The organism is Prosthecobacter sp., assembly GCF_046154365.1.
In the GTDB taxonomy this organism is placed as follows: domain Bacteria; phylum Verrucomicrobiota; class Verrucomicrobiia; order Verrucomicrobiales; family Verrucomicrobiaceae; genus Prosthecobacter.
Genome location: NZ_JBJXFV010000041.1, coordinates 1 through 26,431, shown reverse-complemented (window position 1 = coordinate 26,431; position 26,431 = coordinate 1). Strand labels below are relative to the sequence as shown.

General features: G+C 62.1%; 20 protein-coding genes and 1 pseudogene. 13 read left to right on the top strand and 8 right to left on the bottom strand.

Annotated features, from left to right (window positions below; genetic code table 11):
• Positions 1-283: 283 nt before the first annotated feature.
• Both ACKVY0_RS04680 and ACKVY0_RS04675 read right to left on the bottom strand, forming a co-directional pair.
• Positions 284-3,811: a protein kinase domain-containing protein gene (locus ACKVY0_RS04680; RefSeq protein WP_409213629.1), complete on the bottom strand. Its 3,528-nt coding sequence runs from the start codon at positions 3,809-3,811 to the stop codon at positions 284-286.
• 40 nt (positions 3,812-3,851) lie between these two features.
• Positions 3,852-4,613, bottom strand: coding sequence for a hypothetical protein (locus ACKVY0_RS04675; protein ID WP_409213628.1), 762 nt, complete (start codon positions 4,611-4,613; stop codon positions 3,852-3,854).
• 449 nt (positions 4,614-5,062) lie between these two features.
• On the opposite strand from ACKVY0_RS04675, the gene ACKVY0_RS04670 reads away from it, so the two are divergent.
• Positions 5,063-5,314 carry a hypothetical protein gene (locus tag ACKVY0_RS04670; RefSeq protein ID WP_409213627.1) on the top strand — a complete coding sequence of 84 codons (252 nt, stop codon included), beginning with the start codon at positions 5,063-5,065 and terminating at the stop codon, positions 5,312-5,314.
• 6 nt (positions 5,315-5,320) lie between these two features.
• Here the strand turns inward: ACKVY0_RS04670 and ACKVY0_RS04665 are convergent, their stop codons facing one another.
• Positions 5,321-6,028 carry a hypothetical protein gene (locus ACKVY0_RS04665; protein ID WP_409213626.1) on the bottom strand — a complete coding sequence of 236 codons (708 nt, stop codon included), beginning with the start codon at positions 6,026-6,028 and terminating at the stop codon, positions 5,321-5,323.
• Positions 6,029-6,227: 199 nt separating this feature from the next.
• On the opposite strand from ACKVY0_RS04665, the gene ACKVY0_RS04660 reads away from it, so the two are divergent.
• The 3 genes from ACKVY0_RS04660 to ACKVY0_RS04650 all read left to right on the top strand — a co-directional run bounded on the left by ACKVY0_RS04660 (position 6,228) and on the right by ACKVY0_RS04650 (position 9,751).
• On the top strand, positions 6,228-7,754 hold the full coding sequence (locus tag ACKVY0_RS04660) for an MFS transporter (RefSeq protein WP_409213625.1): 1,527 nt from the start codon (positions 6,228-6,230) through the stop codon (positions 7,752-7,754).
• Between the two features lie 123 nt (positions 7,755-7,877).
• Positions 7,878-9,422 carry an MFS transporter gene (locus ACKVY0_RS04655; protein WP_409213624.1) on the top strand — a complete coding sequence of 515 codons (1,545 nt, stop codon included), beginning with the start codon at positions 7,878-7,880 and terminating at the stop codon, positions 9,420-9,422.
• Positions 9,423-9,529: 107 nt separating this feature from the next.
• The gene (locus ACKVY0_RS04650; RefSeq protein ID WP_409213623.1) at positions 9,530-9,751 is read left to right on the top strand and encodes an FmdB family zinc ribbon protein; all 222 of its coding nucleotides are present in this window, start codon (positions 9,530-9,532) and stop codon (positions 9,749-9,751) included.
• Positions 9,752-9,802: 51 nt separating this feature from the next.
• Here ACKVY0_RS04650 and ACKVY0_RS04645 read toward each other — a convergent pair whose 3' ends face one another.
• Genes ACKVY0_RS04645 through ACKVY0_RS04630 form a run of 4 tightly spaced genes read right to left on the bottom strand, consistent with a single transcriptional unit; the run spans position 9,803 to position 13,780 of the window.
• Complete coding sequence (locus tag ACKVY0_RS04645) at positions 9,803-11,068, bottom strand: RsmB/NOP family class I SAM-dependent RNA methyltransferase (RefSeq protein ID WP_409213622.1); 1,266 nt, start codon at positions 11,066-11,068, stop codon at positions 9,803-9,805.
• A 56-nt stretch (positions 11,069-11,124) separates the two neighbouring features.
• Positions 11,125-11,961 (bottom strand): class I SAM-dependent methyltransferase, encoded by an 837-nt coding sequence (locus tag ACKVY0_RS04640; protein ID WP_409213621.1) that lies wholly within the window; start codon positions 11,959-11,961, stop codon positions 11,125-11,127.
• A 47-nt stretch (positions 11,962-12,008) separates the two neighbouring features.
• Complete coding sequence (locus ACKVY0_RS04635; protein WP_409213620.1) at positions 12,009-12,836, bottom strand: hypothetical protein; 828 nt, start codon at positions 12,834-12,836, stop codon at positions 12,009-12,011.
• Positions 12,833-13,780 carry a GDP-mannose 4,6-dehydratase gene (locus ACKVY0_RS04630; protein WP_409213619.1) on the bottom strand — a complete coding sequence of 316 codons (948 nt, stop codon included), beginning with the start codon at positions 13,778-13,780 and terminating at the stop codon, positions 12,833-12,835. The genes ACKVY0_RS04635 and ACKVY0_RS04630 overlap by 4 nt, the downstream gene beginning before the upstream one ends.
• 343 nt (positions 13,781-14,123) lie before the next feature.
• On the opposite strand from ACKVY0_RS04630, the gene pseB reads away from it, so the two are divergent.
• The 9 genes and pseudogenes from pseB to ACKVY0_RS04585 all read left to right on the top strand — a co-directional run bounded on the left by pseB (position 14,124) and on the right by ACKVY0_RS04585 (position 25,863).
• Positions 14,124-15,146, top strand: a complete 1,023-nt coding sequence (gene pseB, locus ACKVY0_RS04625; RefSeq protein ID WP_409213631.1) for a UDP-N-acetylglucosamine 4,6-dehydratase (inverting) — start codon at positions 14,124-14,126, stop codon at positions 15,144-15,146.
• Positions 15,146-16,315: a UDP-4-amino-4,6-dideoxy-N-acetyl-beta-L-altrosamine transaminase gene (gene pseC, locus ACKVY0_RS04620; protein ID WP_409213630.1), complete on the top strand. Its 1,170-nt coding sequence runs from the start codon at positions 15,146-15,148 to the stop codon at positions 16,313-16,315. Before pseB ends, pseC begins: the two co-directional genes overlap by 1 nt.
• Position 16,316: 1 nt before the next feature.
• Complete coding sequence (pseG, locus tag ACKVY0_RS04615; RefSeq protein WP_409213618.1) at positions 16,317-17,711, top strand: UDP-2,4-diacetamido-2,4,6-trideoxy-beta-L-altropyranose hydrolase; 1,395 nt, start codon at positions 16,317-16,319, stop codon at positions 17,709-17,711.
• Between the two features lie 118 nt (positions 17,712-17,829).
• Complete coding sequence (locus ACKVY0_RS04610) at positions 17,830-19,122, top strand: S8 family peptidase (protein WP_409213617.1); 1,293 nt, start codon at positions 17,830-17,832, stop codon at positions 19,120-19,122.
• An 18-nt stretch (positions 19,123-19,140) separates the two neighbouring features.
• The gene (locus tag ACKVY0_RS04605) at positions 19,141-19,470 is read left to right on the top strand and encodes a hypothetical protein (protein ID WP_409213616.1); all 330 of its coding nucleotides are present in this window, start codon (positions 19,141-19,143) and stop codon (positions 19,468-19,470) included.
• Between the two features lie 160 nt (positions 19,471-19,630).
• Positions 19,631-21,880, top strand: a complete 2,250-nt coding sequence (locus ACKVY0_RS04600) for a hypothetical protein (RefSeq protein WP_409213615.1) — start codon at positions 19,631-19,633, stop codon at positions 21,878-21,880.
• Entirely contained in the window at positions 21,877-22,434 is a 558-nt protein-coding gene (locus ACKVY0_RS04595; RefSeq protein ID WP_409213614.1) for a hypothetical protein, read from the top strand. Before ACKVY0_RS04600 ends, ACKVY0_RS04595 begins: the two co-directional genes overlap by 4 nt.
• Positions 22,435-23,438: 1,004 nt before the next feature.
• Positions 23,439-23,546: pseudogene (locus tag ACKVY0_RS04590) on the top strand (SEC-C metal-binding domain-containing protein); the annotation flags it as partial.
• A 1,603-nt stretch (positions 23,547-25,149) separates the two neighbouring features.
• Positions 25,150-25,863 carry a hypothetical protein gene (locus tag ACKVY0_RS04585; protein WP_409213613.1) on the top strand — a complete coding sequence of 238 codons (714 nt, stop codon included), beginning with the start codon at positions 25,150-25,152 and terminating at the stop codon, positions 25,861-25,863.
• A 359-nt stretch (positions 25,864-26,222) separates the two neighbouring features.
• On the opposite strand, the gene ACKVY0_RS04580 is transcribed toward ACKVY0_RS04585, so the two are convergent.
• On the bottom strand, positions 26,223-26,431 hold a 209-nt coding region (locus ACKVY0_RS04580), incomplete at its 5' end, for a hypothetical protein (protein WP_409213612.1).

Here is a 26,431-nt window from a genome sequence, read left to right as displayed (position 1 = left end):
CCATCCTCTGCGGTTAAAACCAGGTAACCGCAGAGGATGGACGGTCGCAGAGAAGAACTGGCTCACTGAGTTTCCTCTGAGGTAAGGATGTCTGAGGCTGGGCGCGGTGCTCGTAGGCCGGATGTGTTCGGCGCGAAGCGTGTCGCAAACATGCTCGATGTGCGCCGCCGAACTATCCGGCTGGTGCGGGGGTGTGGGCGTCTGCCGCGGTCGAAGAAGCCGGATAGTTTGGCGAAGAGGGCTGGTGAGCTGGCGCGGGTGAGTGCCGCCAAACACATCCGCCCTACTTCCCCATCTTCACGTATTCCTCGCGCGACATGAAGCCGTCCTTGTTCACGTCGAATCGGTCAAAGCGTTCGTTCGACGCGGCGGCGTCGGATTGGCGGGAGATGAAGACTTCGCGCGTGACTTTGCCGAGCTTCTCCTTGTCGATGCGATCAAACATCGCGTTGCGATCTCTGCCGTCAGCGGAGGCGGGTGGCGTTGCGGGTGTCTCGGCGGCTTTGGCGGTGATCTTCTTCGCTATCTCTGGGGCCATGGCCATCACCTCGCCCTTAGGCCGCACGGTGGCGTCGCTCACATCATACACGCGGAAGGACTTCTCCTGACCTTCCACGGCGAGGCGCTGGCCATTCGGGCTGAAGTCGAGCATCACGGGGCGGCCATCGAGGCCCATGAAGGTCTGCTGCACTTGTGCCTCGGCGTAATCCCAGAGCTTGACGGTGAAATCGGCTGAACCGGTGGCGAGAATGCGTTGCGTGGGGTGAAAGGCGAGCGCCGTAATGCTGGCATCATGGGCGCGGAAGCGGTGCTTCACCGCCAGCGTGTCGGCATCGAGGACGGTCACGAACTGCTCGTCTCCCGCGACCGCGATGAGGCGGCGATCTGGGGAAACGGCCAGTGCATTGAGCCTGAAAGGGCTGACGAAGCGCGCACGCTCATGGCCATCGCGGCCATCGAGAATCACCACCTGATCTTCCAACTCTTCAGTCACGCGCGTGATCGATGCGATGGCCACGAGGTGCCCCTGCGTGCCGGCGAAGACAGCGCGCTCCAGTTTGCGGTCAATGAGCAGCCGCAACTCGCCCGTCTGCGCATCCAGCACTTGCGTCTTCGAACCAAAGTTCGCCAGCAGGTGCTCGGCATTGGCATCGAACTCCAACTGCCGCACCCGCGTGGGCGTCACGCGCTGCCAGCGCTCCTTTACTCCGCTCTGGTCGTAGCTCATCAGCTTCAGTTCCGGCCCTTTGTTGCCGAGGGCAAACAGGCCCGCTTTCGCCGCCACGGCGGAAATGGTGAACCCGACGGGGAATGGCGCATCAATGGCCTTGGGCTGGCGCGGATCGGTCAAATCATAACGCTGGAGGTTGTAGTAGTCGCCCCTGGCCAGCAGCACGGTGTCCGAGAGAAAATGGCAGGACCAGCCCTGCTCTGTTCGGAAGGTCTGGCGGGCCAGTTCCAGCCCTGCGGGAATCAGCCAGCGTTGCCGCGGGGACTCCGGGGTCAGCAGGAAGCCACTGGCGGCATTGAGACTGAAGGTGAGTCCCTCGAAACCAAAGAATGTGCCGCGTGGCGCGAGCCGCTCCGGCTCCCAGAGGCGCAGCACCATTTCCACGTCGTCGAACGAGCGTTCCGAGCCTATCGTCAGCAAGAGATTTCCGCGCGTCCACGCCACGTGCTGCAAAGCCCCTTTGTAGAGCTGGCCGCGATGCAGCTCTTGGCCCGTCGTCGCATCGAGCAAGCGCAGCTCCCCATTCGCCAGCCCCAGGGCCAGCCTTTGGCCGTCGGGGCTGGGCGCGAGAGTCTGCGGGGGGACTGGCGTATGCACCTCATAGACCAACGCGCCACCGCTCACCTGAAAAACGCGCAACGTTTTGTCATTCCAGTCGGTGACCGCCACGCGCTCACCGCCGCTGAAGAAGCACGCGTTGGACAGTTCAGTTCCTTGGTCGTCCTCAGGGAAGCGCCATCTCGTGGCACCCGTGGCCAGGTCCACCACACTGAGCTTGTGGTCGCGCTGCTCTTCTGGGAGGCGCTTGAATCCGCTGACCGCCATCTGGTGGCCCGGCCGATCCAGCGCGATCTCGTTCACCCTGTCGCAGTCCAACCGCAGCGTCTTGATCAACGTGCCTGACGCTGTTTCAAACAGGAGCGCCGTTGACTCTCCAAACGCCATGAAGCGCGTGCCATCGCCCGAGAACGTCAGTTGGTGGATGGTGGGAACACCCGTCTTGACTGTGCGCAACAACGTGCGCTTCACCACATCCACGAAGCCGATGGCTCCTTCCTGATTGAGCAAGGCAAACTGGTTCGGCTGGCTCGGCACAGCCTGGGCATCGGCGATCTTCTCGAAGCCCGCGACTTGTAGCCGCCCCATCGAGCTATCACGCTTCGCCGACAGGTAACGCCAGTTTTGATCACGCAGGTCCGCCGGGCAATCATCCAGCGCCTTCACCATGCCGACGAGGTTCGAGTCGCGGAATGCGGCCTCCGCCAGCGAGGTCTGCGCCGTCGCCAGGGAATGACGCGCGGCTTCCTTCTCCTGCACTGCGACAGCGGCAGAGGCTTTCGCGCTTTGCTCACCGTTCAGCGCGCGCTGCTCGCTCGACATGAGTTTGAACACGAAGCCCGCACTCAGCACCAGCAAGACTGCGAGCGACGCCGTGACCGTGCGATGCCGCCGCATGAGCAACATAAGCTGCTTCCACGTTCCTGCGTTCTCCGCTCCCGTGGCGAAGCCACCCTGATACGCCTCCACATCGCTGATCAAGGCGGTGACGCTTGGGTAACGCTTTGCTTTGTCGAGTGCGAGCGCCTTCATCGCCACTGCGGAGAGAGAGGCGGGGATGAGCCAAGGAGCGGCACTTGCCAAGTGCCGTTCAGGCGACAGACGGGACTTGGCAAGTCCCGCTCCTTGTGCCAGCGACGTGATGCTGCCCGTCTTCACCTTTTCCAGCACCTCCTGCACGGTCTGGCCCTCCACCGGTGGTCGCAGCGTGAGGATGGCATACAGCACCGCGCCCAAGGAGTAGATGTCCGCGCGCTCATCCAGCTCGCTTACTTGTCCCGCCGCTTGCTCCGGGGACATGTATTGCGGGGTGCCGAGCACGGAACCCTGAAGGGTGAGTCCAGACGCGGAGACCAGGAGACTGGGAGACTGGGAGAAGGCTGGTTCGGAAGTCTCCTCCTCTCCTAATCTCCCAGTCTCCTTGTCTTGCATTCTCGCCAGTCCCCAATCCATCACCAGCACCTCGCCGAACTCGCCGATCATGATGTTGTCGGGCTTCAGATCGCGATGCAGCACGCCCTGGGCATGGGCGAAGGCGAGTGCGTCGCAGACCTTGCGGAAGGCACCGAGCAAGGACAGGAGCGAGTGCAGTCGCAGGGTTGCGGCTTCGCCCTGGCGCAGATCATCGAGGATGGCCTGAAGCGTGCGGCCCTTCACGAGCTTCATCGTGTAGTAGGGCTGGCCGTCTTCATCCGTGCCCAGCGCATGGATGGGCACGATGTTCGGGTGCTGCAAGCGTGCGAGCACCAGCGCCTCGCGGCGGAAGCGTGCGGCCAGTTCCGGGGTGGCGGCGTGCCCTGTCATCACTTTCACCGCCAGTTCGCGTTCCAGCGTGGGCTGCGTGGCGCGATAGACATCCCCCATGCCGCCGTGCGCGATGAGGTCCACGATCTCGCAGTCTGGCAGCGGTGCCTGCAAGCTCTCCGCCTCGTGAGCACCGCCCATGAAGCGGCAGCGCGGGCAGTGGCCGCCCGGCACCTGGGCGGGATCAAAGGTGTGCTGGCAGTCGGGGCAGGTGGTCATGCAGGGAGATGCTTTGCCAATGGCGGGAAAAAATGACGCGTCAGGCGGCTGAAAGGGCCTGGATGAGGTGGTTGCGCTCTTCTGCCAGCGCTTCCGGGCTGTCCACCGTGTCGCAGATTTCCTGCTCCAGCAGCAGGCGGTAGCGCAGGCGCATCCGCTTCACCGCCTGCGTGACAGCGCCGCTGCTCATCGCCAGCCGTGCGCCGAGAGCTTCATAGCTCACGTCGCTGCTGTTCCAGTCCAGCGCAGGCTCCAACAGCGCATACATCTCACCGCGTCCGCGTTCCTGATACTCTGCGCGCAATTTGCCGCGCACCCGTTCCATCAGGGTGCAGGCCCAGCGGCGGTCAAAGGCTTTGTCAGGCGTCTCGTGGTCCACCGGCTCCAAGGCCAGCGTGGCTTCCGCCTCCTCCCACGAAATGACCACCACGCCACCGCCACGTTTCTGCCGCTGCTCATGACGCAAGCCCTCCCGCAGATGAAGCTGCAGGCCACCCAGCAGGAACGAGCGCAATCTGCCCACGCCGGGATCAGCCGTGCGCAGTGAGCCGCGCCGGATCAAGGACTCGCAAAAGCCCTGCACCCCGTCCTCCGCATCCTGCGGTGAAAGCCCTGAGCGCCGCGCATAGACGTAGAGCGGCTGCCAGTAACTTTGCAGCAGCTCTCCCAGCGCCTGTGCGGCCACCGCCTCATCCGCATCCGCCGCCCGCACCACCATGCTCCAGCGCGTCTGCGGGAACGCTCCCGGCTTGCCAGGTTCGCTGGTCGGATCAGCAGTCGAGGACTGTGGGATGAGATTCATGGGGTCGGTGGCATTGACGAGCCTGCCGCCACGACCTTCGATTTCCTCCGACTTTCATGATGAATCGGCGAGGACAAGGGAAACTTGGAACGACCCCGGCCAAGTGAGAAGTGGCAGAGCATGCGGAGTGTGGGAGGATCTGCGGCGGAAGTCGAGCGGCCATTTGGAGCCATCACGGAAGTAACAGCAGAACTACTTCGGAAGCTGGATCAAACCAGCTCCCACGGCGGTAGTCGGAGCATTGAGCGGCTCCGCTGTGCGCGTGAGCAGCGGTATGATGTTCGGGCCATAATAGCCGCGTGCGAGCAGCGAGGCGACGACACCGCTGGTGATGGCGGTGGCCTGCGAGGTGCCGCTGCCGATGACGAGTTTGCTGTCAGCGTAACCGGAGACGATGCCGACGCCGGGAGCGACGAGGGTGAGGCCGGTGCCGGGTTCAAGAAGTAGGCATGCGGGCGACGAACACCGGCGTGAGCTGCTTCATCGACACGCATGGCCGCATCACCTCACAGCTCAGCGATCCCGAGACCGGCACGTCCTTCCTCGAAGGCACCCTGCCGGGCGAGGTCAACGTGCCGCGTCATCCGGTGATGACGCTCTATGCGCGCTTTGGCGACTGGTTTGCGCTGACGATGCTGGGAGCCTGTCTGGTGACGTGGTTGGTGAAGCGATTCGATGGCAAGACGAGAGACCAGCGCTGATTCGCCTCACTCACCGGTGAAAGGCGGGATGTGGGGCAGGGGCCAGCTTGGGTGGCCCTTCATGGCGGCGGTGAAGCGTGACTGATGAGCGGCAGCAACGCGGGTGTTGGGCGTCACGCCAGAGGCTGATGCCGGACTGGGTGCCACCGGCGTGATGACGCTGCTGCGGGCAGGCGAGGTCTGATCATCGGTGCCGGAATGGAGGGAGTCCATGACGTGCGGATGCGTTTTGAAACACTGACTTTCACCGCAGAGGTTGGATAACCGCAGAGCACCCGAATCCCTGGGGCCGGGATGTGGAGCAGGGAGCAACTTCTGGTCTCCCAAGCCGGATAGACAGGGGAATGGGGACAGAGGAATGCTGGATTGGATTCCCCTGGCCCCATCCATGTAAGGCATCACCAGCGCGAGGTAGTTCGCCGCCCGGTTCTGTGCAAACGGCACACCATGACGGTCCACGATCTGCCCGCGCGGTGCCGGCACGCTCAGCGTCAGCGCCCGTGCCTCACGCTGCGTCTGCCATGAGGCGTTCAAATCCTGCTTCACCGGTTCGGCGGGTTTTACCACCTGCGGCTTCTCCTCCTCCACCGGTTGTGCCTTGAGCACCACCTGGGCTGGAGCCTGGCAGGTCAGCAGCGCCAGAATAAAAAAGCCCGCCGCCATGAACCGGCACAGCGGACGCGACATCATCAAAACGGACGACTGGGAAGGCATGAGTGTGAAAAACAAACGCCGGTCAGCAACCAACGCCCCGGCTGACACGCAATCATGCGGCCCCGCACGCACGGCGTCAAGCCGGAGGTCTGGGGTTGGAGGTCTGGGGTCGGTAATTTCGCCTTCCGGCAAATAGACATTGCGCTGATCGCCTGCATTTGCTGGAATCGCGCCTCATTTTAAATCCAACCAACACTCCATGAGCCAGTCCTCCTCCGGCAAAGCCGACATGAAACTCTTCTGGGCCTGCTTCATCGCCCTCGTCGCCACCTCCTTCGTCTTCGGTGTTCGGGCGAATACGATCGGCATGCTGCAAGACAGCTTCAATCTCTCCGAATCCCAGAAGGGTGCCATCAACGGTGCGGGAATGTGGCCGTTTGCCCTGAGCATCATCTTCTTCAGCTTCATCATCGACCGCATCGGCTACAAGACCGTCGCGCTCTTCGCCATTGTCTGCCATGTCGTGTCGCTCGTGCTCACACTGCGCGCCTCCGGCTTCCAGGACTTCTACTGGAGCACGCTGCTCGTCGCTGTAGCAAATGGCACCGTGGAGTCATTCATCAACCCGGTCGTCGCGACGATCTTCAGCAAGAACAAATCGAAGTGGCTGAACATCCTCCATGCCGGCTGGCCTGCCGGTCTCGCCCTCGGCGCACTGTTTTGCGCCGTGCTGCCGGACACGAAACTCTTTTTCAACGCCGTCTGGCAGTTCCGCTTCGCGCTCTGCTTCATCCCGGTAGTGCTTTACGCACTGCTCATCCTGCCCCGCACTTTCCCGGTCAATGAACGTGTCGCCGCTGGCGTCAGCTACCGCGACATGCTCAAGGAAGTGGGTGCCGTCGGCTTCTTCATTATCGGTTCGCTTGTGTACTTTGCCGTCATGCAAATGATGGGCCATGAAGCTTCGTTGCGGGACTCACTCATCGTCGGCTCGGTGCTTGGCGTGGCCGCAGGAGCCTATACACATTCCATGGGCAACTGGCTCTTCATCGTCGTCCTCATCACGATCGGCCCACTCGCCACCACCGAACTCGGCACCGATGGCTGGATGCCCGAACTGCTCAAACTCAGCGGTCCCAACTTCCCGAACTTCGCCACCTGGATCTTCGTCTATGTCTCCGTCATCATGACCGTGCTGCGTTTCTATGCCGGACCGATCATCCATAAGTTCTCTCCCATCGGTCTGCTCGTTATCAGTGCCGCCATCGCCATCACCGGCCTGATCCTGCTCTCCAATGCCACCGGCTGGGCCATCCTTGCCGCCGCCTCCGTCTATGCGCTCGGCAAGACCTTCCTGTGGAGCACCACGCTCGGTCTCACCTCCGAGCAGTTCCCCAAAGGCGGTGCTCTCACCCTCAACGGTGTCTCCGCTGTCGGCGTTTTGTTCCTCGGTGTGCTCGGCAGCCCCTACATCGGCTACAAACAGGATCTCGACATAGACAAGCGTCTCTCTGCCACCGAACACAGCGCTTTGCATGCCCAGGTCAAAGGCGAGGCCAAACCCGGCATCTTCGGCAGCGCTCCCACGCTCGATCAGGAAAAAATAAAAGCCCTGCCAGCGGCACAGACCCAGGAACTCGAAACCGTCCAGGCCGCCAGCAAACGCAGCGTCTTCATCACCATCGCTCTCCTGCCCGGCTTCATGCTGGCCTGCTACCTCGGCCTCTTCGCCTATTTCCGAAGCAAAGGCGGCTACAAGCCCGTCGATCTCGCAGCTTCTCACTAATAAGAACACTTTTTTCTTGTCGCATTGAAGCGCGGCACCTAAAACACGCTCTTTCCCGACGACAACCACCACCAACCACACATCCAACACACTCCACTCCCTCTTATGAACGAAAATAATCGAATGAGACTTCTCTGGGCCGGCTTCATGGCCATCCTTGCCGCAGGCGTCGGCTTTGCCGTCCGTGGCGGCATCTTTGACAACTGGGCCAAGGAATTCGGCTTCACCGGCGCTCAGCTCGGTGCCATCGGCGGCATGGGCTTCAACGGCTTCTGCTTTGGCATCATCCTCGGCGGTGTGGTGGTGGACAAGATTGGCTACGGCAAGCTCATCGTGCTGGCCTTCCTGCTGCACGTCGCCTCAGCGCTCATCACCTTCACCGCCAGCGGCAGCAATGCCTTCATGGTGCTCTCGCTCGGCATGTTCATCTTCGCCTTCGCCAACGGGGCGCTGGAAGCCGTGGCCAATCCGCTCGTCGCCACGCTGTTCCCGGAAAACCGCACGCACTACCTCAACATCCTGCACGCCTCCTGGCCTGCCGGGATGGTGATCGGCGTGATCATCGGCTGGTTCCTCGACGACAAGATGGAGATCAACTGGCGCATCCAGCTCGCGCTCTATCTCATCCCGACCGTGATCTACGGCCTCATGTTCATGGGCCAGAAGTTCCCCCAATCCGCCGCTGCGGCCAAGGGTGTCAGCTTTGGCAACATGCTCAAGGACGTCGGTATCCTCGGCGGTGCCGTGGCCTGCTTCCTCCTGTCCTTCTTTGCGGAAGGTTTCTTCAAAGACGTGGTCGGTCTTGCCCCTGATCTGGCCAAGAACGTCGGCTATGGTGTCGGCGGCGTGCTACTCCTTGGCGTGGCGGTGCTCACCAAGTTCTCCCTCGGTTCCATCGTCCTGTTCGCGCTCTTCATCGCCCACGCCCTCGTCGGTGCGGTGGAACTCGGCACGGATGGCTGGATTCAGAACATCACCGGCAACCTGTTCACCCCTGAGCAGGGCAAGGCGCTCTTCCTCTGGACCTCCGCCATCATGTTCGGCCTGCGTTTCTGCGCCCATTTCATCGAAAAGACCCTCAAGCTGTCGCCCGTGGGCCTGCTCCTCGTCTGTTCCTTGCTCGCCGCTGGCGGCCTCACCCTGGCCGCGACCATGAACTCCTTCACCACGGCGCTCATCGCCCTCGGCATCTACGCCTTCGGCAAGACCTTCTTCTGGCCCACCATGCTCGCTGTCGCCTCCGACCGCTACCCGCGCACGGGTGCCGTCGCCATCTCGATCATGGGTGGCATCGGCATGCTCTCCGCTGGTATTATCGGCGGTCCTGGTCTGGGCTACATGAAGGACCGCTTCGCGGGTGAAGAACTCAAGGCCAAGAATCCGGCGCTCTACGAAACCTACAAGGCCGCCGCTCCAAGCAAGTTCCTCAATCTCGACTCCACCGCTGCCATCGGCCTTGATGGCAAGAAGCTCTCCGAGGCCAAGGAAGCCAAGGAGAAGACTCCTGACCAGCAGGTCGTCGTCGCCGCCGACCAGCAGGGCGACCGCAAGACCCTGAAGTTCGACGCCTACATCCCCGCCACCATGGCGGCGATCTACCTCCTGCTGCTGCTCTACTTCAAGAGCATCGGTGGCTACAAGCCGCTGACCATCGACGAGCAGAAATAGCCCCCTTGTTTTAACTCCACGCGGCGTCCCCTCACCGGGACGCCGTTTTTATTTTCACGCTTGCGGCCAACTTGAAACTTTGAACTTTGAACCTGAAACTCATTCCCATGCCCACCTACGTTTACGAAACCATCCCCCAGTTTGAAGGCGAGCCCACCAAGCGCCTCGAAATCCGCCAGAGCATGAAGGACGCCGCGCTCACGCAGCATCCCGACAGCGGCCAGCCCATCCGCCGCATCCCCGTCGGCGGCACCGGCCTGATGGGAGCCAGTAGCACCAGTTCAACGAGCGGTGGTGGTTCGTGTGGTACTGGCTGCGGGTGTCATTGAATTGGAGAGCCTACGGAACACACTGAAGACACGGAAACCGGAAATCTCTGATCATTCCGCGTCTTCCGTGCTTTCCGTAGGCACCGCTTGATTGGATTTGCGCAGCAGTCTGGCCGCGTAGAACCCATCAAAGGCTCCCGTCTCCGGCGTGCGGTGCAGTTCTTCTTCCAGCGTCCACTCCTCACCGTGCTTGGCTAAAAATGCCTTCACTTGAAGTTCATTCTCGCTCGGCAGGATGCTGCACGTCGCATACACCAGCTTGCCGCCGGGTGTGACCATGCGGCTGTAGCTTTCGAGAATCTCCGCCTGCAAGGCAATGAGCCGGTCGATCTCCGCATCGCTCAATTTCCACTTTGCATCGGGATTGCGCCGCAGCACGCCCAAACCTGAGCACGGCACGTCGAGCAGCACCCGCTCCGCTTTCTGTGCGAGACGTTTCACCGTCTTCGAGCCTTCGATCTCCCGCGCTTCAATGATGTCCACGCCAGCGCGTGATGCACGTTTGCGTAGCTCGGCCAATTTCCAAGCGTGAACATCCAGCGCGAGTATGCGGCCCTTGTTGCGCATGATGGCGGCGATGTGCAGTGCTTTACCGCCGCCACCGGCGCACGCATCGATCACCCGCATGCCCGGTTCCGGCTGCAAAAACGGTGCGATGAGCTGCGACGCCGCATCCTGCACTTCAAACAGCCCGTCTTTGTATGATGCGGTGCCAAACAGGTTCGCCCGCTGCTTCAGGCGCAGTGCGCTTGGCACCTGATCCACGACTTCCGCTTCAAATCCCTCCTGCCCTAGCCGCTCACGCAGCGCACGGCGGTCATTTTTGATCGTGTTCACGCGCATGAACACATCCGCCGGCAAATTCAGCGACTCACGCAACGGCGGCCATGCAGCACCGAGTTCGCGACTGCCGCGTGCCTCCAGCCAGTCGGGAATCGCCGCACGGATCGCCGGTGATGCGCCTTGCTTCGCCCGCTGCAACACATCACTGGGCCGAATCTGTGGCGCCGTCTCATCGACTGGCAGATCACGGCCATTGGTGATCCAATATGCCGCCCACACCCGCCACAGCCGTTCTGGCGTGATTTCTTCCGGCTTGGTGTGCTCCGCATCCGGCAATCCCGCCAGATACCAGTACCAGCGCCACCAGCGCACACATTCATAGATCGACTCCGCAAAGATGCGGCGGTCCCGGCTGCCCCACTTGCGATGCCGTTTGAAGGTGAACTCGATCACCTTGTCCGCATACCGCCGCCCGACAAACACCTCGCCCAACGAGGTGATGATTTCATCGAGCAGATGCGGAGGTAATTTCATGCTGTGCCGATAGTTCGCCCCCCTCCGCCATGCAAGCCGCCATTGTCACCGACAGCTCACACCGCCTTGAGCCAGCGGGCAAATGCGCCACTTGGAACCTGTGGCACGCCTTCGACACCTTTGAGCAGGATTTCCCCGTGCTCGATGCCGCCGCCGAAGACGCTGAACTCCTGGCGCATGAGATGCAGCAGCGTGGTCGGGGAAACCCCTCCCTGGCGACAGCACAACTGCACGCCGATGGGTTTGTCTGACAGCAGACCACTGACCGTGCCGAGCAACGCGCCGAGATCGCGCTCAATCTCAAACGCGCCGCGTTTGGCATCCTTCGGCATGAACGGGTCGATCACAATGAGATCGTAGCGGCTGGTCTGCGTGCGTTCGCGCAGGGCGAACTTCACCGGATCATCAACGAGCCAGCGGATGTCACGGTTTGCCAGCGTGTTGATGGCCGCATGGTCGCGGACGCGCTTGATCGCGTCCGTCGAGGCTTCGACATGGGCCACCGCCGCACCCGCCTGCGCTGCGGCCAGCGTGAAGCCGCCGGACCCACCGAACAAATTCAGCACGCGTGCCGGGGTGCGCTGTTTTTCGGCAAACGCCGCGCATAACGCACTCACACGCTCCCAATGCTCACGCAGTTCCGGTGCCAGCGCCCGTACTCCGCCGCCGGGAGTGAGTTGAAAGCGCAGCGTCCCGATCTTGAGCGGCAGCGGCTGCTTCAAATCACGTTTCAGTTCCACTGCCTTGCGCCATTCCCCGCCGGGTAGCTTGCGCCGCCACCACACGCCGTGCGCAGCCCGAGAGGACACCATGCTGCCCAGCCGCTCCAGCACGCGCCCGCCGCCGCTGTCGAGCAGTTCATATTGTTCGTTGCCCAGATCGTTTTCAGCCATTCCTGACTTTGTGCGGCTGCCAGTGGCAGACAAGGATTCGTTTGCACTCACCGACCCAGCGGCCGCACGACCGGCGGCACCACGCCTGCGGCAAAGCGGCGTTCGTCGCGCTTCTTCCGCCACTCCATGCGGCGTTTGTGGAAGCTGCGGGTGAACTTGGATATCACATCCTGTCCCTGTGGCGGAAACGGCCGCCACTTCAGATCCGGCAACACCGCCGTCTCTTTGAGGAAATCCATGGCGACGGGCTTCCAGAACTTGCCTTTCACCGCCTCGACAAACTGAATCATCGGCGTCACACCTTCACAGAGGTAATACAGGTCCGGATGATCGGCCATGTTGAGCTTCTTCAACTGGCTGTTGCCCTGCCACAGGCTCCAGCCGGGCTGCGCCAGCGCTCCAAGGAAGGCGCACTCATAAAAGGCGGAGTTGATGCCTGCCTGGGGATTCGCCGAGGGAATGTGCCGAAAGTCCGTGCCGGGAACCAGCTCTCCGGCATCACTTTGCCGTCCGGTTTCAAGGTATTTTCCACCCATGGCATCCCACGCACGCACGATGCGGTCGATGCGCTCCGTCTGGATGGGCTGCGTCAGAAAGAAGTCCTCCAGCAGCATCCACACATGTTTCGAGGGTATCTTCGCGAGGGCGCGGGTCATCGTTTCCCCCCATGAAACATCCTTGCCGACGCACAGGCTGACCACCCGCGGGTCATCATAGGTGCGATAGTTGGTAACGAGATAAACCGGCGTCGGCACCTCGGGCCAGTGTTTGAAGAGGAAGTGGAAAAAGAGCGGCCACAGGTCGCAGTTGTCATCGAAGCTGGAGACCATTACCGACCACAGCGGTTTTTCTTTTGGATCTAAGGGAAGACTCATGCCAGGAACCCAGCACCTCCGGCATCAATTATCAACTGGCGAATCATATCACGAAACGATCTTTCCTCCGTCCAGGCACACGCGGCCCGAAAGCGCGTATCATCTCCGACCAGCGGCGGCCTGACCTCGCGGATGAGGTCCGCATTGGTGCGCACATGATCACGCCAGTTGAGGCCCACCAGGGAGAACGCCGTTTCGGCAAACTCCCCGACAGTATGACCTTCCCCCGTGGCCATGATAAAATCTTCGCCAGCTGGCATCTGCACCATCCGGTGAATCTTCCGCATCATGTCCGGTGCATAGCCCCAGTCGGCCCCCGAAGTGAGCGAGCCAAGCAAAAGCTCATGCTGCTCGCCTCGGCGAATGGCCAGCGCCCCCTGCACGATTTTTTGAGAAAGGTAATGCCCTGGTCGCAAGGAGGATTCATGGTTAAACAAAATTCCCACGGAGATGTGGAGCGCATGGCGGTGCCGGTAATAACGGCAGGCCTGAAGCGCCGCCGTCTTGGAGATGCCATACGGACATGACGGATTCAATGCTGTTTCTTCAGACACGATGCCACCACGCACCCCGAAGACCCGTGAAGAGGCTGCGTAAAAAATTCGTGTCGCGGTCGAATGAACGCTCGCAGCCTGTAGAAAATACACGAGCGACAGCAGGTTTACTGCCACACTGCGCTGAAACAAATGCAGTTCCTCATCCAGAGGCTGCTCGGATGAATGATGATGGGCAGCAAAGTGATAAACTTCCTGCGGCAACCATTGCCTCATCACCTCGATGACCGCCTGGGGGTCACAGATGTCAAGGCTCCTGCCTTCGAATTCTGCAATCCCCTGACAACCTTTGCTACCCCATCCCAAGACATTGTACCCCTGAGAACGCAGATGCGCGGACATTAATCGTCCGTCTTGACCTTCATGTCCGATAATAAGGGCTCTGCGCATGGTGAAGTGTTCGTTGTGGACCATCCGCCACATGAAAATAATGAACCTTTATCAGGTGGAGTATTCCGAAATACAAAGAAAAAATAATCTTTATGACTGTCGGCCGGGCGGACGCACGACAGACGGCACCATTGACTGCGGTTAAGCAGCGCTCGTCACGCTTTGTCCCTGTGGTGGCAACGTCCGCCACTTCAGGTATGGCGTCACGCCCGTCTTTTTCATGAACCCCAGCGCCTCCAGCACGCACAACAACGAAATCCGAGTTGATTACCTCTTCCAGCCGGACAAACGGTCAGGCTCCGGGTGACCAGTTCAACCGGCGAATTTATCCACCAGACTTTCGATCCTCGTGCACCCTCCCAAATCCATTTTGATCACCGGCGGAACCGGTTCCTTCGGCCAAAAATGCATCCGCGCCATCCTGAAAGACCCCGCCGTCGAGCGTGTCGTTGTCTATTCACGCGATGAACTGAAGCAGTTTGAGATGGCACAGAAGTTTGAGGACAAGCGCCTGCGCTACTTCATCGGCGACGTGCGCGACCTCACCCGCCTGACCGCAGCCCTGAAGGGCATGGACACCGTCATCCACGCCGCCGCCCTGAAACAGGTGCCCACGGCCGAGTACAACCCCTTTGAGTGCATCAAAACCAATGTGCTCGGCGCTCAGAACGTCGTCGAAGCCTGCCTGGCCACGCCCACGGTCAGTAACGTCGTCGCCCTCTCCACTGACAAGGCCGCCGCCCCCATCAATCTCTACGGCGCCACCAAGCTCTGCTCCGACAAGCTCTTCATCGCCGCCAACAACATCCACGGCAACCATGACATCCGTTTCTCCGTCGTGCGCTATGGCAATGTGATGGGTTCACGCGGTTCCGTGATTCCGTTCTTCCTCGACCGGCGCAAGACGGGCGTGCTGCCCATCACCGACCCCGCCATGACCCGCTTCAACATCACGCTGGAAGAAGGCGTGGCCTTGGTCGAGCACGCGCTGAAGCACGCCCTCGGTGGCGAAATCTTTGTGCCGAAGATCCCTTCCTACCGCATCACCGATGTCGCCACCGCCATCGGCCCCGACTGCGAACAGCCCATCGTGGGCATCCGCCCCGGCGAAAAAATCCACGAGGAGATGATCACCGAGACCGACTCGTATCAGACCATCGAAACGCCTACCAACTACGTCATCGTGCCGATGCTCTACGGCTGCTCCATCAGCGAACTGATGGAAAAATACTCCGCCCACCATGGCGCGAAGCAGGTGCCCGAGAGCTTCCGCTACAGCTCCGGCAAAAATGCGGAATGGCTCACCGTTCCCCAGTTGCGCAAGCTCATCCGCGAGTTCTGCGACCCCACGTTTGACCTCGTCTGATCCGCGTGAGCCAGCCCACGCCCATTCCTTACGGCAAGCAGTTCATCGACGACGACGACATCGCCGCCGTCGTTGCCACGCTGAAATCCGGCTGGATCACGCAAGGACCGGCCATTGATCAGTTTGAACAAGCCATGGCCGCGTTCTGCGGTGCCAAGCATGCCGTGGTCGTCTGCAACGCCACCGCAGCGTTACACATCGGGGCGCTCGCGCTCGATCTGAAGCCCGGCGACCGCCTGTGGACCACGCCGAACACCTTCGTCGCCTCCGCCAACTGCGGTTTGTACTGCGGTGCCATGGTGGACTTCGTGGACGTCGATCCGCGCACCTACAACATGAGCGTGAGCGCCTTGCGGGTGAAACTCGCAGCCGCTGCTACAAACGGCACGCTGCCCAAGATCATCGTGCCGGTCGATTTTTCCGGCCAGAGCTGTGAAATGGCTGAAATCCGTGCGCTCGCAGCCGGTCATGGCATCAAGGTCATGGAAGACGCCTCGCATGCCGTCGGTGGCGAATATCGCGGCCAAAAAATCGGCGGTGGGCAGCATGCCGACCTCACGATCTTCAGCTTTCATCCCGTCAAGATCATGACCACCGGCGAAGGCGGCATGCTGCTGACCAACGACGACGCTCTGCATCAAAAACTAATCCGTCTGCGCAGCCACGGCATCACGCGTGATCCACGCTTCACGCAACACCCGCCGGACGGCCCGTGGAGCTACGAACAGGTCGATCTCGGCTTCAATTACCGCATCACCGACCTCCAGGCCGCACTCGGAGCCAGTCAGTTGAAGAAGCTGCCCATGTTTGTGCAGCGCCGTCGCGAACTCGCCGCACGTTACGATGAAAAACTCGCCACGCTGCCGCTCACACGCCCCTGGCAGCATCCAGACACGCTTTCCGCCTGGCATTTGTATGTCATTCAAGTGGACCCGGCCAAACGGCTGGCGGTTTACGAAGGGCTGAAAGCCGCCGGCATCCATGCGCAGATTCATTACATCCCGGTGCATACGCAGCCGTGGTATCGCGGTCTCGGCTTCAAGTCTGGCGATTTTCCCGCCGCTGAAGCCTACTACGCCGGAGCACTGAGCCTGCCGATGTATTACGGCCTCAGCGCTGCGGACCAAGATCGCGTCATCGCGGCGCTCAAAGCCGCACTGGAGGCCTGACATGCCCGCTTCCGCGCTCTTCGGCACGCTGGGCATTCGTGCGGATGCCAGTCCGCAGATTGGCATGGGTCACGTCATGCGCTGCATCGCTCTCGCTCAGGCGTGGATCGATCGCGGCGGCAAAGTCATCCTGTTCACCGACGAGATTCCTCCCGCGCTCAAGCAACGCCTCGAAGCCGAAAAAATCGAAATCCGAGCCAGCGCTGACCTGAACGGCGATGTCATCGTGCTGGATGGCTACCACTTCACGCCGGGGCATCGGCTGGCGTTCCAGCAAGCAGGCCGCCCGCTGCTCATTGTCGATGATCTGGCCGACACGGACCTTTCCGCTGCTGATCTCGTGCTGAATCACAACGCTTACGCCACCGCCGCGATGTATCCAGGCCAGCGCAGTCTGTGCGGCAGTCGTTTCACGCTGCTGCGACGTGAATTTGCCGCACGACCTGTGCGCACGCAGTTTGCAGGCACTGCACGAACGGTACTCATCACCATGGGCGGCAGCGATCCGCGCAACGACACGCTCGCGGTGTTGCAGCAGCTCGCGGCTTGCACCGACCTCCACCTGCGCGTGCTCATTGGTGCCGCCAATCCTCATGTGGAATCCCTGCGTGCCGTGCCGGGGATCGAAATGCTCATCCAGCCGCCCGATCTGCCCGAAATCATGCAGCAGGCCGATGTGGCCATCACCGCCGCAGGCAGCACCTGCTGGGAATTGGCCAGCCTCGGCGTGCCGATGCTCCTCAAGGTAATCGCCGAGAATCAGCAAGGCATCGCTGATCATCTCGTCAGCCACGCCGCAGGCCGCTGGTTTGATCTCGGTGCTCTGCACGAAGTCCTTGCCGATGCGGGCCAGCGGCAAGCGCTCGCTCAAAACGCACATAACCTCGTCGATGGCCGTGGCGCGGGCAGAGTTGCAGAAAATATGGCCTGCTATCCGCTATCGCTGCGGCGTGCCACGCTGGACGACGCCCGCCTGCTGCTGGAGTGGGCCAACGATCCCGTCACGCGGCAGGCATCGTTCAACAGCGAGCCGATTGTCTGGGAAACACATGTCGCTTGGCTGCAGCGCCGTCTCAATGATGCGCAGTGCGCATTCTATATCGCCGAAGCTGGCACCCAAGCCGTGGGAACGGTCCGCTTCGATCGCCGCGAGGGCGGTGTGGCCGAAATTTCATTGAGTTTGGCTCCCTCGGCACGCGGACGTGGCCTCGGGGCCAAACTGATCCGGTTGGGCACCGTCACGGTGTTGGATGAAGGCTTGTGCCAGCAGGTGAGCGGCTGGGTCAAAGCCGACAACCGGGCCTCTATCAGCGCGTTTCAGCGCGCTGGTCACACGGCGCATGCCAGTGCGCTTCAGCATGGCGCAGCAGCGCTGGAGTTCCGCTCACAGGTTTGATCTCCGGCTGCTCCCTGTCGGAATGACGCACGGTTGGAGTGATGTTTGAAATGTTCACCGCCAGTTCAAAAGCAAAACTCGCGTCCGTGCGGTGATGTGCGAGCTTTTCCACACCTTCATGCGCCTCCGCCTGCCCGCCATCCTGTTCGCCGCCGCCATCGTTGTGATGACCGGCTCGGTGTTGTGGCTGTGGGCGGAGATGACTCGCGAGACAGCGGCAGACATGCCTGTTGAAGCAACGAGGGCAAAGCCGCCGCATCGCCTGCCAGTGCCATCCATCATGCCACAACGGCTGCCCGCAGACGTGGAAAAACCGGCAACGGAGGCTGCCGCAGCTCCCACTATCGCCACGCTCAACGTTCCTGGCTCCATTCCCAACGAAGCGCTGCTCACCTTCCGCACGCCCGAGGCGCTGGCCGCGTTTCGTGATCGTGCAGCGGCGCTCGGCCTCGAAGTGCTCGGCTACGATGCCAAACTGCGCACCGCACGTGTGCGCTTTCGCGATACGATGGCTTTGGCGCGCGATCTCAATGAGCACGCGGCTGACTACACGCATGTCGGTCCCAATTACATCGCCCGCATCCCCGGTCTCCCGCCGCAAACCGACACCGCGAATGCGGGCGGTCATGAACCGTTTCGCAGCCAGGGACTCGATGCCATCGGTGCCGCAGGCAATCGCAGCGGCTGGGGCCAGGGTGTCACCGTTGCCGTGATCGACTCTGGCATTGCGGCACACCCTTCGCTTAAAGACGCGCAGATCACCCACATCGACCTCGTGAACGATGGCAGCACCATGAACGGCCACGGCACCGCCATGGCCTCGCTCATCGCTGGTAATGATGCCAGCGTCAGCGGTGTCGCTCCCGCCGCCAAGCTGCTCGATATTCGTGTCGCTGACACCAATGGCGACAGCAACACCGCGCTGCTCTCCAGCGCCATCGTCAAAGCCACCGATCTCGGTGCCCGCGTCATCAACATCAGTCTCGGCTCCTCCGGTTCCGCGCCCATGCTCGAAGAAGCCGTGCGTTATGCGCAAAGCCGCAATGTGGTCATCGTCGCCGCCGCTGGGAACGAACAGCAAGCCGCGCTCTCCTGGCCCGCCGGCATCGCTGGCGTGCTCAGCGTCGGTGCCGTCGATGCCAACGGCACGCAGGCCTACTTCTCGAACTCCGGCCCCGGCCTCACGCTCGTCGCCCCCGGTGTCGGCATTGTCTCCGGTTACGCGGATAGCAAACTCGTCATCGGCAGCGGCACCTCACAAGCCACCGCCATAACCAGTGGTGTCGTCGCCTCACTGCTCGCACGCGGCTACTATGGCCCGAACATCATTCCGCTGCTCACGCGCACCGCGAAGCCGCTCAGCGCACCGAGCACCGCTGTTGGCGCAGGTTTGATTCAACTCACGAAGTAAGAGCGTGGCGCGGCCAGGATGGTTCCAAAAACCCGCTCGATTGCGCCCGCACCTGCCACTGCTCACCTGGCCGGGTTTGCGGAAGTTTTTTGCTTTTACGGGCTTGCCGCCGGAGAAACGGTGCTAGGGGAGGGGATGGCGACCCCCAATTACAGTTTCGAGAAACGGAAGCGCGAGCAGGCCCAGAAGGCGGCGAAGGAAGCAAAGCGACTCCGCAAGGCGGCGGCCAAGCTGGCCGGGACGACTGAGGAAAATGCGGAAGGGGAGACGCAGGAGTCCGAGACGCCATTGTCGGAGACTCCGCACGTCGTGGCAGCCCCTGTTGATCTTGGGGTTGGCGGGCGATGAAGTGATTTGAACAGGCAGAATTCAGGCCGGTGTTCGTGGCGTGCAGCCAATGGTTGATCATGCCGCCGCTGTGTTTTCTCGTTGCTGGAAACGAAACACTGGCTTGAACATCCGCCGCGTGGCAGGATAGTTACGCACACTTCTCCCCCTAGCGCCCCCCATGTCGGAGCCGAGTCAATTCAGGCATTACCAAATCGTTCAGGACGCCGACGGCAACAACGTCGAGCTGGTTCGCAATGCCGATCAGGTGGCCGTGCTGGCCTTTGACCACCAGCAGCTCGAATACGTCCACTGCCATGTGCTGCTGGAGCCGCTGTCAAATCGTGCCTCGTTCGAGGAGTCATGCAAAGCGCTGCAAAAGCGCGGTCATCCAGCGCTCGCACGCCTGATTGAGTGCGGCGAGGACGAGGGAAATCCCTTTTACATCACCAGCAACATCGACGGCGAAGCGCTGCGCGGCTATCTCGCCCGCCAGCAGGACATTCCGGGCTGGCTGGCCATCATGATCGCCTGCCGCGCTTTGGAAACCGCCGTGGCAGTCGCCGAGCGTGGCGAATTCCTCACCGAGTCGCCGCTCGACAGCTTCCGCGTCGTGCAAACCGCCCCGCAGGCCGTGCAGGTGCTCGCGGCGGACTTCCGCGTGCTCGACAACAGCGCCAGCAAGAAGCGTGCGTTGAAGACCAGCTTCGAGAAGCAGGCCAAATTCCTCCGCACCTTCCTCGTCGAGCAGGGCGGTGGCGGTCCCACCATGCTGGATCAGGCGCTGCCCGCCGCCGATTTCGCCGAACTCCTCGGTGCTTGTTTGTCCAGCGCCGGCGTCGGCGTCATCGCCGCCATGCGTGAGCTGCGCACCACCTTGCAGAAGCTCGCGCCCGAGCAGCTCTCTGGCGAAATCCCCACCGCGCACAAGCCGCGTGCCTTGCTCGCACCGCTGCTCGCCAGCTATCAGGAGGTCGCCCGCGGCCTCGTCAATCTCGTGCGCATTCAAAGCCAGCGCCTCGACATGGCGAACCCCTACAGCATGCGCGGCACACTCACCAAGACCGGCCGCACCGTGCTCATCGAGCAAGTGCCGCCGTCGCGCATCGCGCATGCGCGGGTGAAGGACATCGACGAATCCGCCTTCAAGATCACCAAGCAGCGTGACAACTCCGGCCTCGTCACCCTTGCCCTCGTCAATGAAGTCGAAGACCTCACCTGCCTCGCGGAAGAAATCGTCGAAGGCCTCAGTCTCGCTGAGTTGATGCGCGAACGCCGCTGCCTTGATGTGCAGGAGGCCTACCTCGTGCTCGCCGGCCTCGACACCGCATTGACCCAGCTCGACAACTCCACGCTCCCCGCCAGCAGGCTGCGCCTCGAAGACATCTTCCTCCTCACCGGCTTCGCCCGCGAAGACTCGCGCAGCACCAGGCTGCTCGTCTCCAAGCTCAACGAATGGCCCGCCTTCAACATCATCGTGCGCGCCCATCCCACGCTCGCTTCCATGGCCGGGCGCGGCACTGATCCCGCCGTGCTGCTCCCCCCGGCCCGCAGCAGCGGCAGCACCGCCTGGCATGCCGGCTGGCTCGCCGCCTTGTGCAAATTCCTCCTCGGCCTCGAATCCCCCGTCGGCGTCCACTCCGAGCCCCAGGGCGGTGCCCGCGAGCGTGAAACCGTCGCCCGCCTGCTCGATGACGAGATCGCCAAGATCGCCGAATCGAAGCCCGGCCAGCGCAGCGACTTCCTTGGCCGTTACGCCCGCATCATCCAGCACTACGACCTCGTCAAACCGAACGAGCCCGCGCGTGCGGGCGGCGGCACGGAACCTGCGGTGGACTATGGCTTGAAGTCGCGTCCCAAAACCGTTCCCGTCAGCAAAACCGCCATGCGGCGTGAATTTTCCGGCTCGCTGGCCGCCGATCCCGCCCATGCGGGCGTCGCCCTCACCAGCGGCGGTGCGCCCTCCGGCGACAAGCCCACCATCGGCTTCGCCGAGCTGCTCTTCCGCAACTCCGGCGGCGAACCCGCGCCTCCCGACGCGCCCGACTGGGCCCGCGCCGCCGCCAGCGCACCGCCCACGCTGCCTGCGCATCTCAGCGGCGGTAATGATGTTCCCATGTGGCTGAAAGCGGCCGTTTTCATCAGCGGCTCCATGGTCATCGGTGCCTTCTGCGCCCACCTCTCCGGCCATGCGATCTGGCAGAAAAAACGCGCAGCGGCTCCGGCGCAGCCTGCACCGCTCGTGAACATCGCCAAAGCCATCCCCGTGCCCGAAGAACCGCCGGTGCCCAAGGCTGTGCCGGTCGTTTTGCCACCCGCAGACACCGTGCGTCCTGCTGCCCCCGGCGTTTCCCTCTCCCTGCCGCCCGGCGCTGGCGGCTTGCGCGATCAGCTTGCTCCAGGCGCCACCCCAGCCACTCCACCGCGATGAAAACCCTCCTGCGTCTCTCCGTCTGTGTGCTGCTCGGCTGCGTCCTCACCGCCTGCCCCGAAACCACCGTCGGCGACGACTTCGGCCTCCAGCCCCTCGCCTTGGAAGCGTCCGACTGGAACGGCTCTTGGCAGCCTCTCGATGACGACGACGTGCTCCAGTTCACCGTCACCGACGCCGCCCAAGGCCTCCTCCGCATGACCGAGCCCGGCAAGAAAGACGACCAACCCCTCGAATTCAAACTCCGCCGCGCCGCCGCCGACGACAAAATCAAACTCTGCTTCGCCCTCCTCCGCGACAAAGACGCTGCCCCCGCCGTCAGCCAGCTCCACCTCATGCGCGCACCCCAAGAAGGTGCCCTCCTTGCCTGGATGATCAATGACGAGGCCGTCGAGGCCGCCATCAAAGCCGGTCAGCTCAAAGGCACCACCAAGCGCGTCAAAAACGACCCCAAAAACCACCTCGACTCCGTCCCCGCCAACTACACCAAGCTCCTCGAACCCCAGTTCTGGAACTGGTCCGAGCCGAGTGTGTTGAAGCGTGTGAAGCAGTGAGCGGCGTAGCGCCGCAGTTGATGGTGGATAGTTGATAGTGGATGGTTGATAGCCTGAGACACCGCAGCGTCGCAGCAAGGGCCTAGGTCGTGGCGGCACTCATTCGCTGATCATTTCATCGTCGTTCCCAAGCTCCATCTCCATCCGTCACGGGTGTATCGCCGGAATGATGTCGTAGGTTGGGTGTGGCGATAGCCCGCCCGACTTTTTGGCCCTCGCGCGGCCAGCGCGCGCCCAAATGACGAGCGGGCTGACGCCACACTCATCCTACATCATTCCAGCGCTGCCACCCGTCACACGGGGCAAATCACGCACTCACACGCTTCCTGCTTGGCAAGCCCTCCTGCCTGCTGATTAAATGCCGCACCACCATGTCGCCAGAAATCCGCGAGATCATCGACAACGACAAATTCTACCTCGGCTCCGTCCGCGCCGTCGGCGAACGCTTGCCATCCAGCGATGATGAACTCGACGCCTGGCTCGCCGCTGCCGTCAGCAGCCATGACCAGGGCGCCCTCCACTTCCTCATCTGCGCCGCCGCCCTCAAAGACCGCCCCATCGCCTCCCACCACCTCCGCGCTGGCCTCACCATGCTCACTTCCGTCGAGCGGACCCTCTGCCTCATCTGGAAAATGCACGGCGATGTCCCCGCAGACCTCCTCCACGCCGTGCGCCACACCGCCTTGGGCAACGACATGCACGCCATGGCCCTGCTCGGCATCCACGCCTGGTGTGCCGAACACCGCGACGGCATCTTCCCCCCTGAACTCGTCACCGAGTCACGCCTCCTCGCCCACCAGGGGAAACACAACCACGTCATGATCGCGTGCCTCTGGAGCCTGGCGGACCGGCTCAAAGACTCACGCCTCGAAGCCATCCTCGTCGAGCACTGTCGCGGCGGCGATCTCCCCACCATTCGAAAAGCAGGCATCGACCTCGCCAACGCCTACCTCAAGCTCGCCAAGGGCAGCATCGACCACTTCCTCGTCCCGCAGCATGACCGCGTCATCAGCACCAGCGGCACCCTCCGCCGTGCCGTCCAGCGCACCGGCCGGAACGATCCCTGCCCCTGCGGCAGCGGGCAAAAATACAAACGCTGCTGCGAAGACAAAGACAAAGAACGCCTCCGCCACTCCTCCACCGTCCCCGGCATGACCCAGGCCGAGGTCAAAGCCCGCCCCGAAGAGCAGCTCACCGAAGCACGCCTCGAAAAAATGCTCGGCCACGACCTCGCCCGCATTGATCCCTCCCGCGTCAAAGCCGCCCTCCTCCGCCCCTACGTGATGCACCTCGCCGGCTTCGGCCTCTTCGCCGAGATCGTCACCGCCTTTGAAATCCACGGCTGCGACACCCCCGAACTGCACAAGCTCTGGGTCTTCTGCCTCTTCTTCATGATGCACAAGCAGAGCCTCGCCCCCCTGCGCCGCATGTACCACCTCCGCTACCAGCACGGCCCCGTCAACGCCACCCTCAAAGCCTCCGTCCGCCTCTTCCTCTGTAGCGAAGACCCGCCCCGCTACCTCGACATGCTCGAGCACCTCTGCCTCCAGGCCGTGCGCAGAAATGACAGCGACTTCGAGGCCGAACTCGCCTTCGGCCTGCTCTGCTCCCCCTTCAAATCCCTCGGCATCCTCCTCTCCCGCAGCTTCATCCCCATTGGCACCAAGTCAGACGCCACCTTCCTCCTCGAGCAAATCCAGATCGCCCGCGACCACCTCGATCTCCCCATCGAAGAACCCTTTGCCGAAGTCCTCGAAAAACGCCTCCACGACACCAGCCGCGAAACCGGTGCCGAAGCCGCCGCCCTGCAAAAATCCCGCCGCCTCCTCGCTGCCAAAGCCGCCGAAATCCGCGACCGGAACGAAAAGCTCGCCCAGCTCCAGCGCGACATCCGCCTGCATGAAAAGCAGCTCGCCACCACCACCGCCAGCACCCCCAAGGCCGACGCCGAGCAGGAAACCCTCCGCACCCTGCGTGAAAAACTCGCCGCCACCAGCGCCACCCTCCGCGCCGCCAACGAAGAACGCACCGTCCTGCGTCGGCAGGCCATGGAAGCCGTCAGCCAGGCCGAAGCCGAACGCGCCAAACACCCCGCCCCCGCCGCCCGTCCCGCTGACGACGAAGAGCAGGACGACGACACCGCGCTCACCCTCCCCGGCGGCATCGACAGCCACCAGCTCCCGCGCCCCATCGACTTCCCCCGCCGCTTCCACGCCACCCTCTCCCAGCTCCCGACGCAGGTCGGTCGTGCCGCCATGATCCTCCTGGGCCGCATCGCCGCCGGCGAATCCGCCGCCTTCACCGGCGTCGTCCGCCTCCGCGCCACCCCCGATGTCCTCCGCGTCCGCATTGGCCGTGACCACCGCCTCCTCTTCCGCCTCCACCCCGACCGCGTCGAAGTCGTCGATCTCATCAACCGCCGCGACCTCGACCGCCGCATCGAAAAAATTTGAGCCGCCGCCCTTGGCAGCCGCAGGGGCGCTCAATTCAGCCGCAGAGGAGCAGAGCGGCAGAGCGGGCAAAGATTCAGAATCAGCAGGTCCTGCCTCTGCACCTCCACCTCTCCGCCCCTGAGCGGAACATTGAACGTTCCAAGACAGAATCGATCTCTGCCCACGAAACACACGGAATGTACGAAACCCGCACCCAATGAAAATTCTTCTTGGCAACAAACTGGAGAATTCGGTAGGCTCTCTGTTCCTAACTTAATTCACCATGAAACTCTTCGCTCTTTCCAGTCTGGTTCTGATGTTCGCCGCCACCAGTCAAGCTCAGGCTCCTGCAAAGCCGCAGCCGGAGCGCCTTATCAACCTGCGGGCGAATTACGAACGGGCGATTGAACGTGTTTCAGCGCCAGTGAGCGCGCAGTATCGCGACGAGCTACAAAAGATGAAGATTGAATACACCAAGGCAGGAAACCTTGAGGCGGCGCTGGCCGTGGATGAAGAACTCAAGGCGCGCTTCACACCGCCGCCACCTCTCACCAAGTCCGTCGGCGCTCCCACCGTGGGTGAACTGGCCAAAGTGAATGTGGCCCCGTCGGTCATCGCTCCGTTGCTCAAAGGACAGAAGCTGTACACGGAAAGCGAGTACGTCTGGGTGGATATTCCCGAAGCGTACGCGGGCATGCAGTTCGCCCAGCCGAAGCACAAGCACATTGCAGTGACCTCCTTCAGTGTTGAAAGCGACGGCCTGGTCTATGTGGCCTTTACTTCGAATTGGGAAGATGAGGACGGCAACAAAAAGGACGACATTATCTCGCGCAAGGATGTCGAACGTATGGGCTGGAAGCCTCTCAAGGCGAAAAAAAACCTCGTGAGTGACGAGTCGGGCTACGAGTGGATCGTTTGCGCCAAACAATGCAAAGCCGGCGAGTCCTTCAAGCTGCGCACGACCAAATACTGCGCCCCGATTGTGCTAATCAGGTAGGTGTTGCTGACGCATGAACGCCAGGAAAGTCAGGCGAGTAGCATACTCGCGCTCCCTGCCGTGGCTATGCAGCAGCAAAGTAGCCGTCATCGCTCCGCGTGACGAGCTGAGCGCTCCGTCACTCCACACGTTTTGACCCTACCCCACGTCCCTCTCATCACGCGGAGCGGTGATGGCTACTTTCGCCTGCTGGCGCAGGCCAGGCGCTTCAGACCGTGCGGCAGAGTGGCAAAGCGGGATTCAGAACCAGAAAAAACCTCTGCCCCCTCTGCCCCTCCGCTCCTCTGCGGCAAAGTCGAACGTTCCAGGACATCCATGGCTGGCGTCATCGCCTCAGACATCCTTATCCCAGGGGAAACTCAGTGATCCTGTTCTGCTTTGCGACCGTCCAGCCTCTGCGGTTCAATCCCAATTAACCGCAGAGGCTCAGACATCCTGACCCCGGCCCCATCTTTGACCGCATTCTTATCTAACGATGGGAAAACCAATGATCCCTCTGCGACCGTCCATCCTCTGCGGTTAAAACCAGGTAACCGCAGAGGATGGACGGTCGCAGAGAAGAACTGGC

Bases quoted from the DNA above. Each gene is read 5' to 3' on its own strand.
- ACKVY0_RS04680 (WP_409213629.1), bottom strand. From the start codon at position 3,811: ATGACCACCTGCCCCGACTGCCAGCACACCTTTGATCCCGCCCAGGTG.
- ACKVY0_RS04675 (WP_409213628.1), bottom strand. From the start codon at position 4,613: ATGAATCTCATCCCACAGTCCTCGACTGCTGATCCGACCAGCGAACCT.
- ACKVY0_RS04670 (WP_409213627.1), top strand. From the start codon at position 5,063: ATGCGGGCGACGAACACCGGCGTGAGCTGCTTCATCGACACGCATGGC.
- ACKVY0_RS04665 (WP_409213626.1), bottom strand. From the start codon at position 6,028: ATGCCTTCCCAGTCGTCCGTTTTGATGATGTCGCGTCCGCTGTGCCGG.
- ACKVY0_RS04660 (WP_409213625.1), top strand. From the start codon at position 6,228: ATGAGCCAGTCCTCCTCCGGCAAAGCCGACATGAAACTCTTCTGGGCC.
- ACKVY0_RS04655 (WP_409213624.1), top strand. From the start codon at position 7,878: ATGAGACTTCTCTGGGCCGGCTTCATGGCCATCCTTGCCGCAGGCGTC.
- ACKVY0_RS04650 (WP_409213623.1), top strand. From the start codon at position 9,530: ATGCCCACCTACGTTTACGAAACCATCCCCCAGTTTGAAGGCGAGCCC.
- ACKVY0_RS04645 (WP_409213622.1), bottom strand. From the start codon at position 11,068: ATGAAATTACCTCCGCATCTGCTCGATGAAATCATCACCTCGTTGGGC.
- ACKVY0_RS04640 (WP_409213621.1), bottom strand. From the start codon at position 11,961: ATGGCTGAAAACGATCTGGGCAACGAACAATATGAACTGCTCGACAGC.
- ACKVY0_RS04635 (WP_409213620.1), bottom strand. From the start codon at position 12,836: ATGAGTCTTCCCTTAGATCCAAAAGAAAAACCGCTGTGGTCGGTAATG.
- ACKVY0_RS04630 (WP_409213619.1), bottom strand. From the start codon at position 13,780: ATGCGCAGAGCCCTTATTATCGGACATGAAGGTCAAGACGGACGATTA.
- pseG (WP_409213618.1), top strand. From the start codon at position 16,317: ATGCCCGCTTCCGCGCTCTTCGGCACGCTGGGCATTCGTGCGGATGCC.
- ACKVY0_RS04610 (WP_409213617.1), top strand. From the start codon at position 17,830: ATGCGCCTCCGCCTGCCCGCCATCCTGTTCGCCGCCGCCATCGTTGTG.
- ACKVY0_RS04605 (WP_409213616.1), top strand. From the start codon at position 19,141: ATGGTTCCAAAAACCCGCTCGATTGCGCCCGCACCTGCCACTGCTCAC.
- ACKVY0_RS04600 (WP_409213615.1), top strand. From the start codon at position 19,631: ATGTCGGAGCCGAGTCAATTCAGGCATTACCAAATCGTTCAGGACGCC.
- ACKVY0_RS04595 (WP_409213614.1), top strand. From the start codon at position 21,877: ATGAAAACCCTCCTGCGTCTCTCCGTCTGTGTGCTGCTCGGCTGCGTC.
- ACKVY0_RS04585 (WP_409213613.1), top strand. From the start codon at position 25,150: ATGAAACTCTTCGCTCTTTCCAGTCTGGTTCTGATGTTCGCCGCCACC.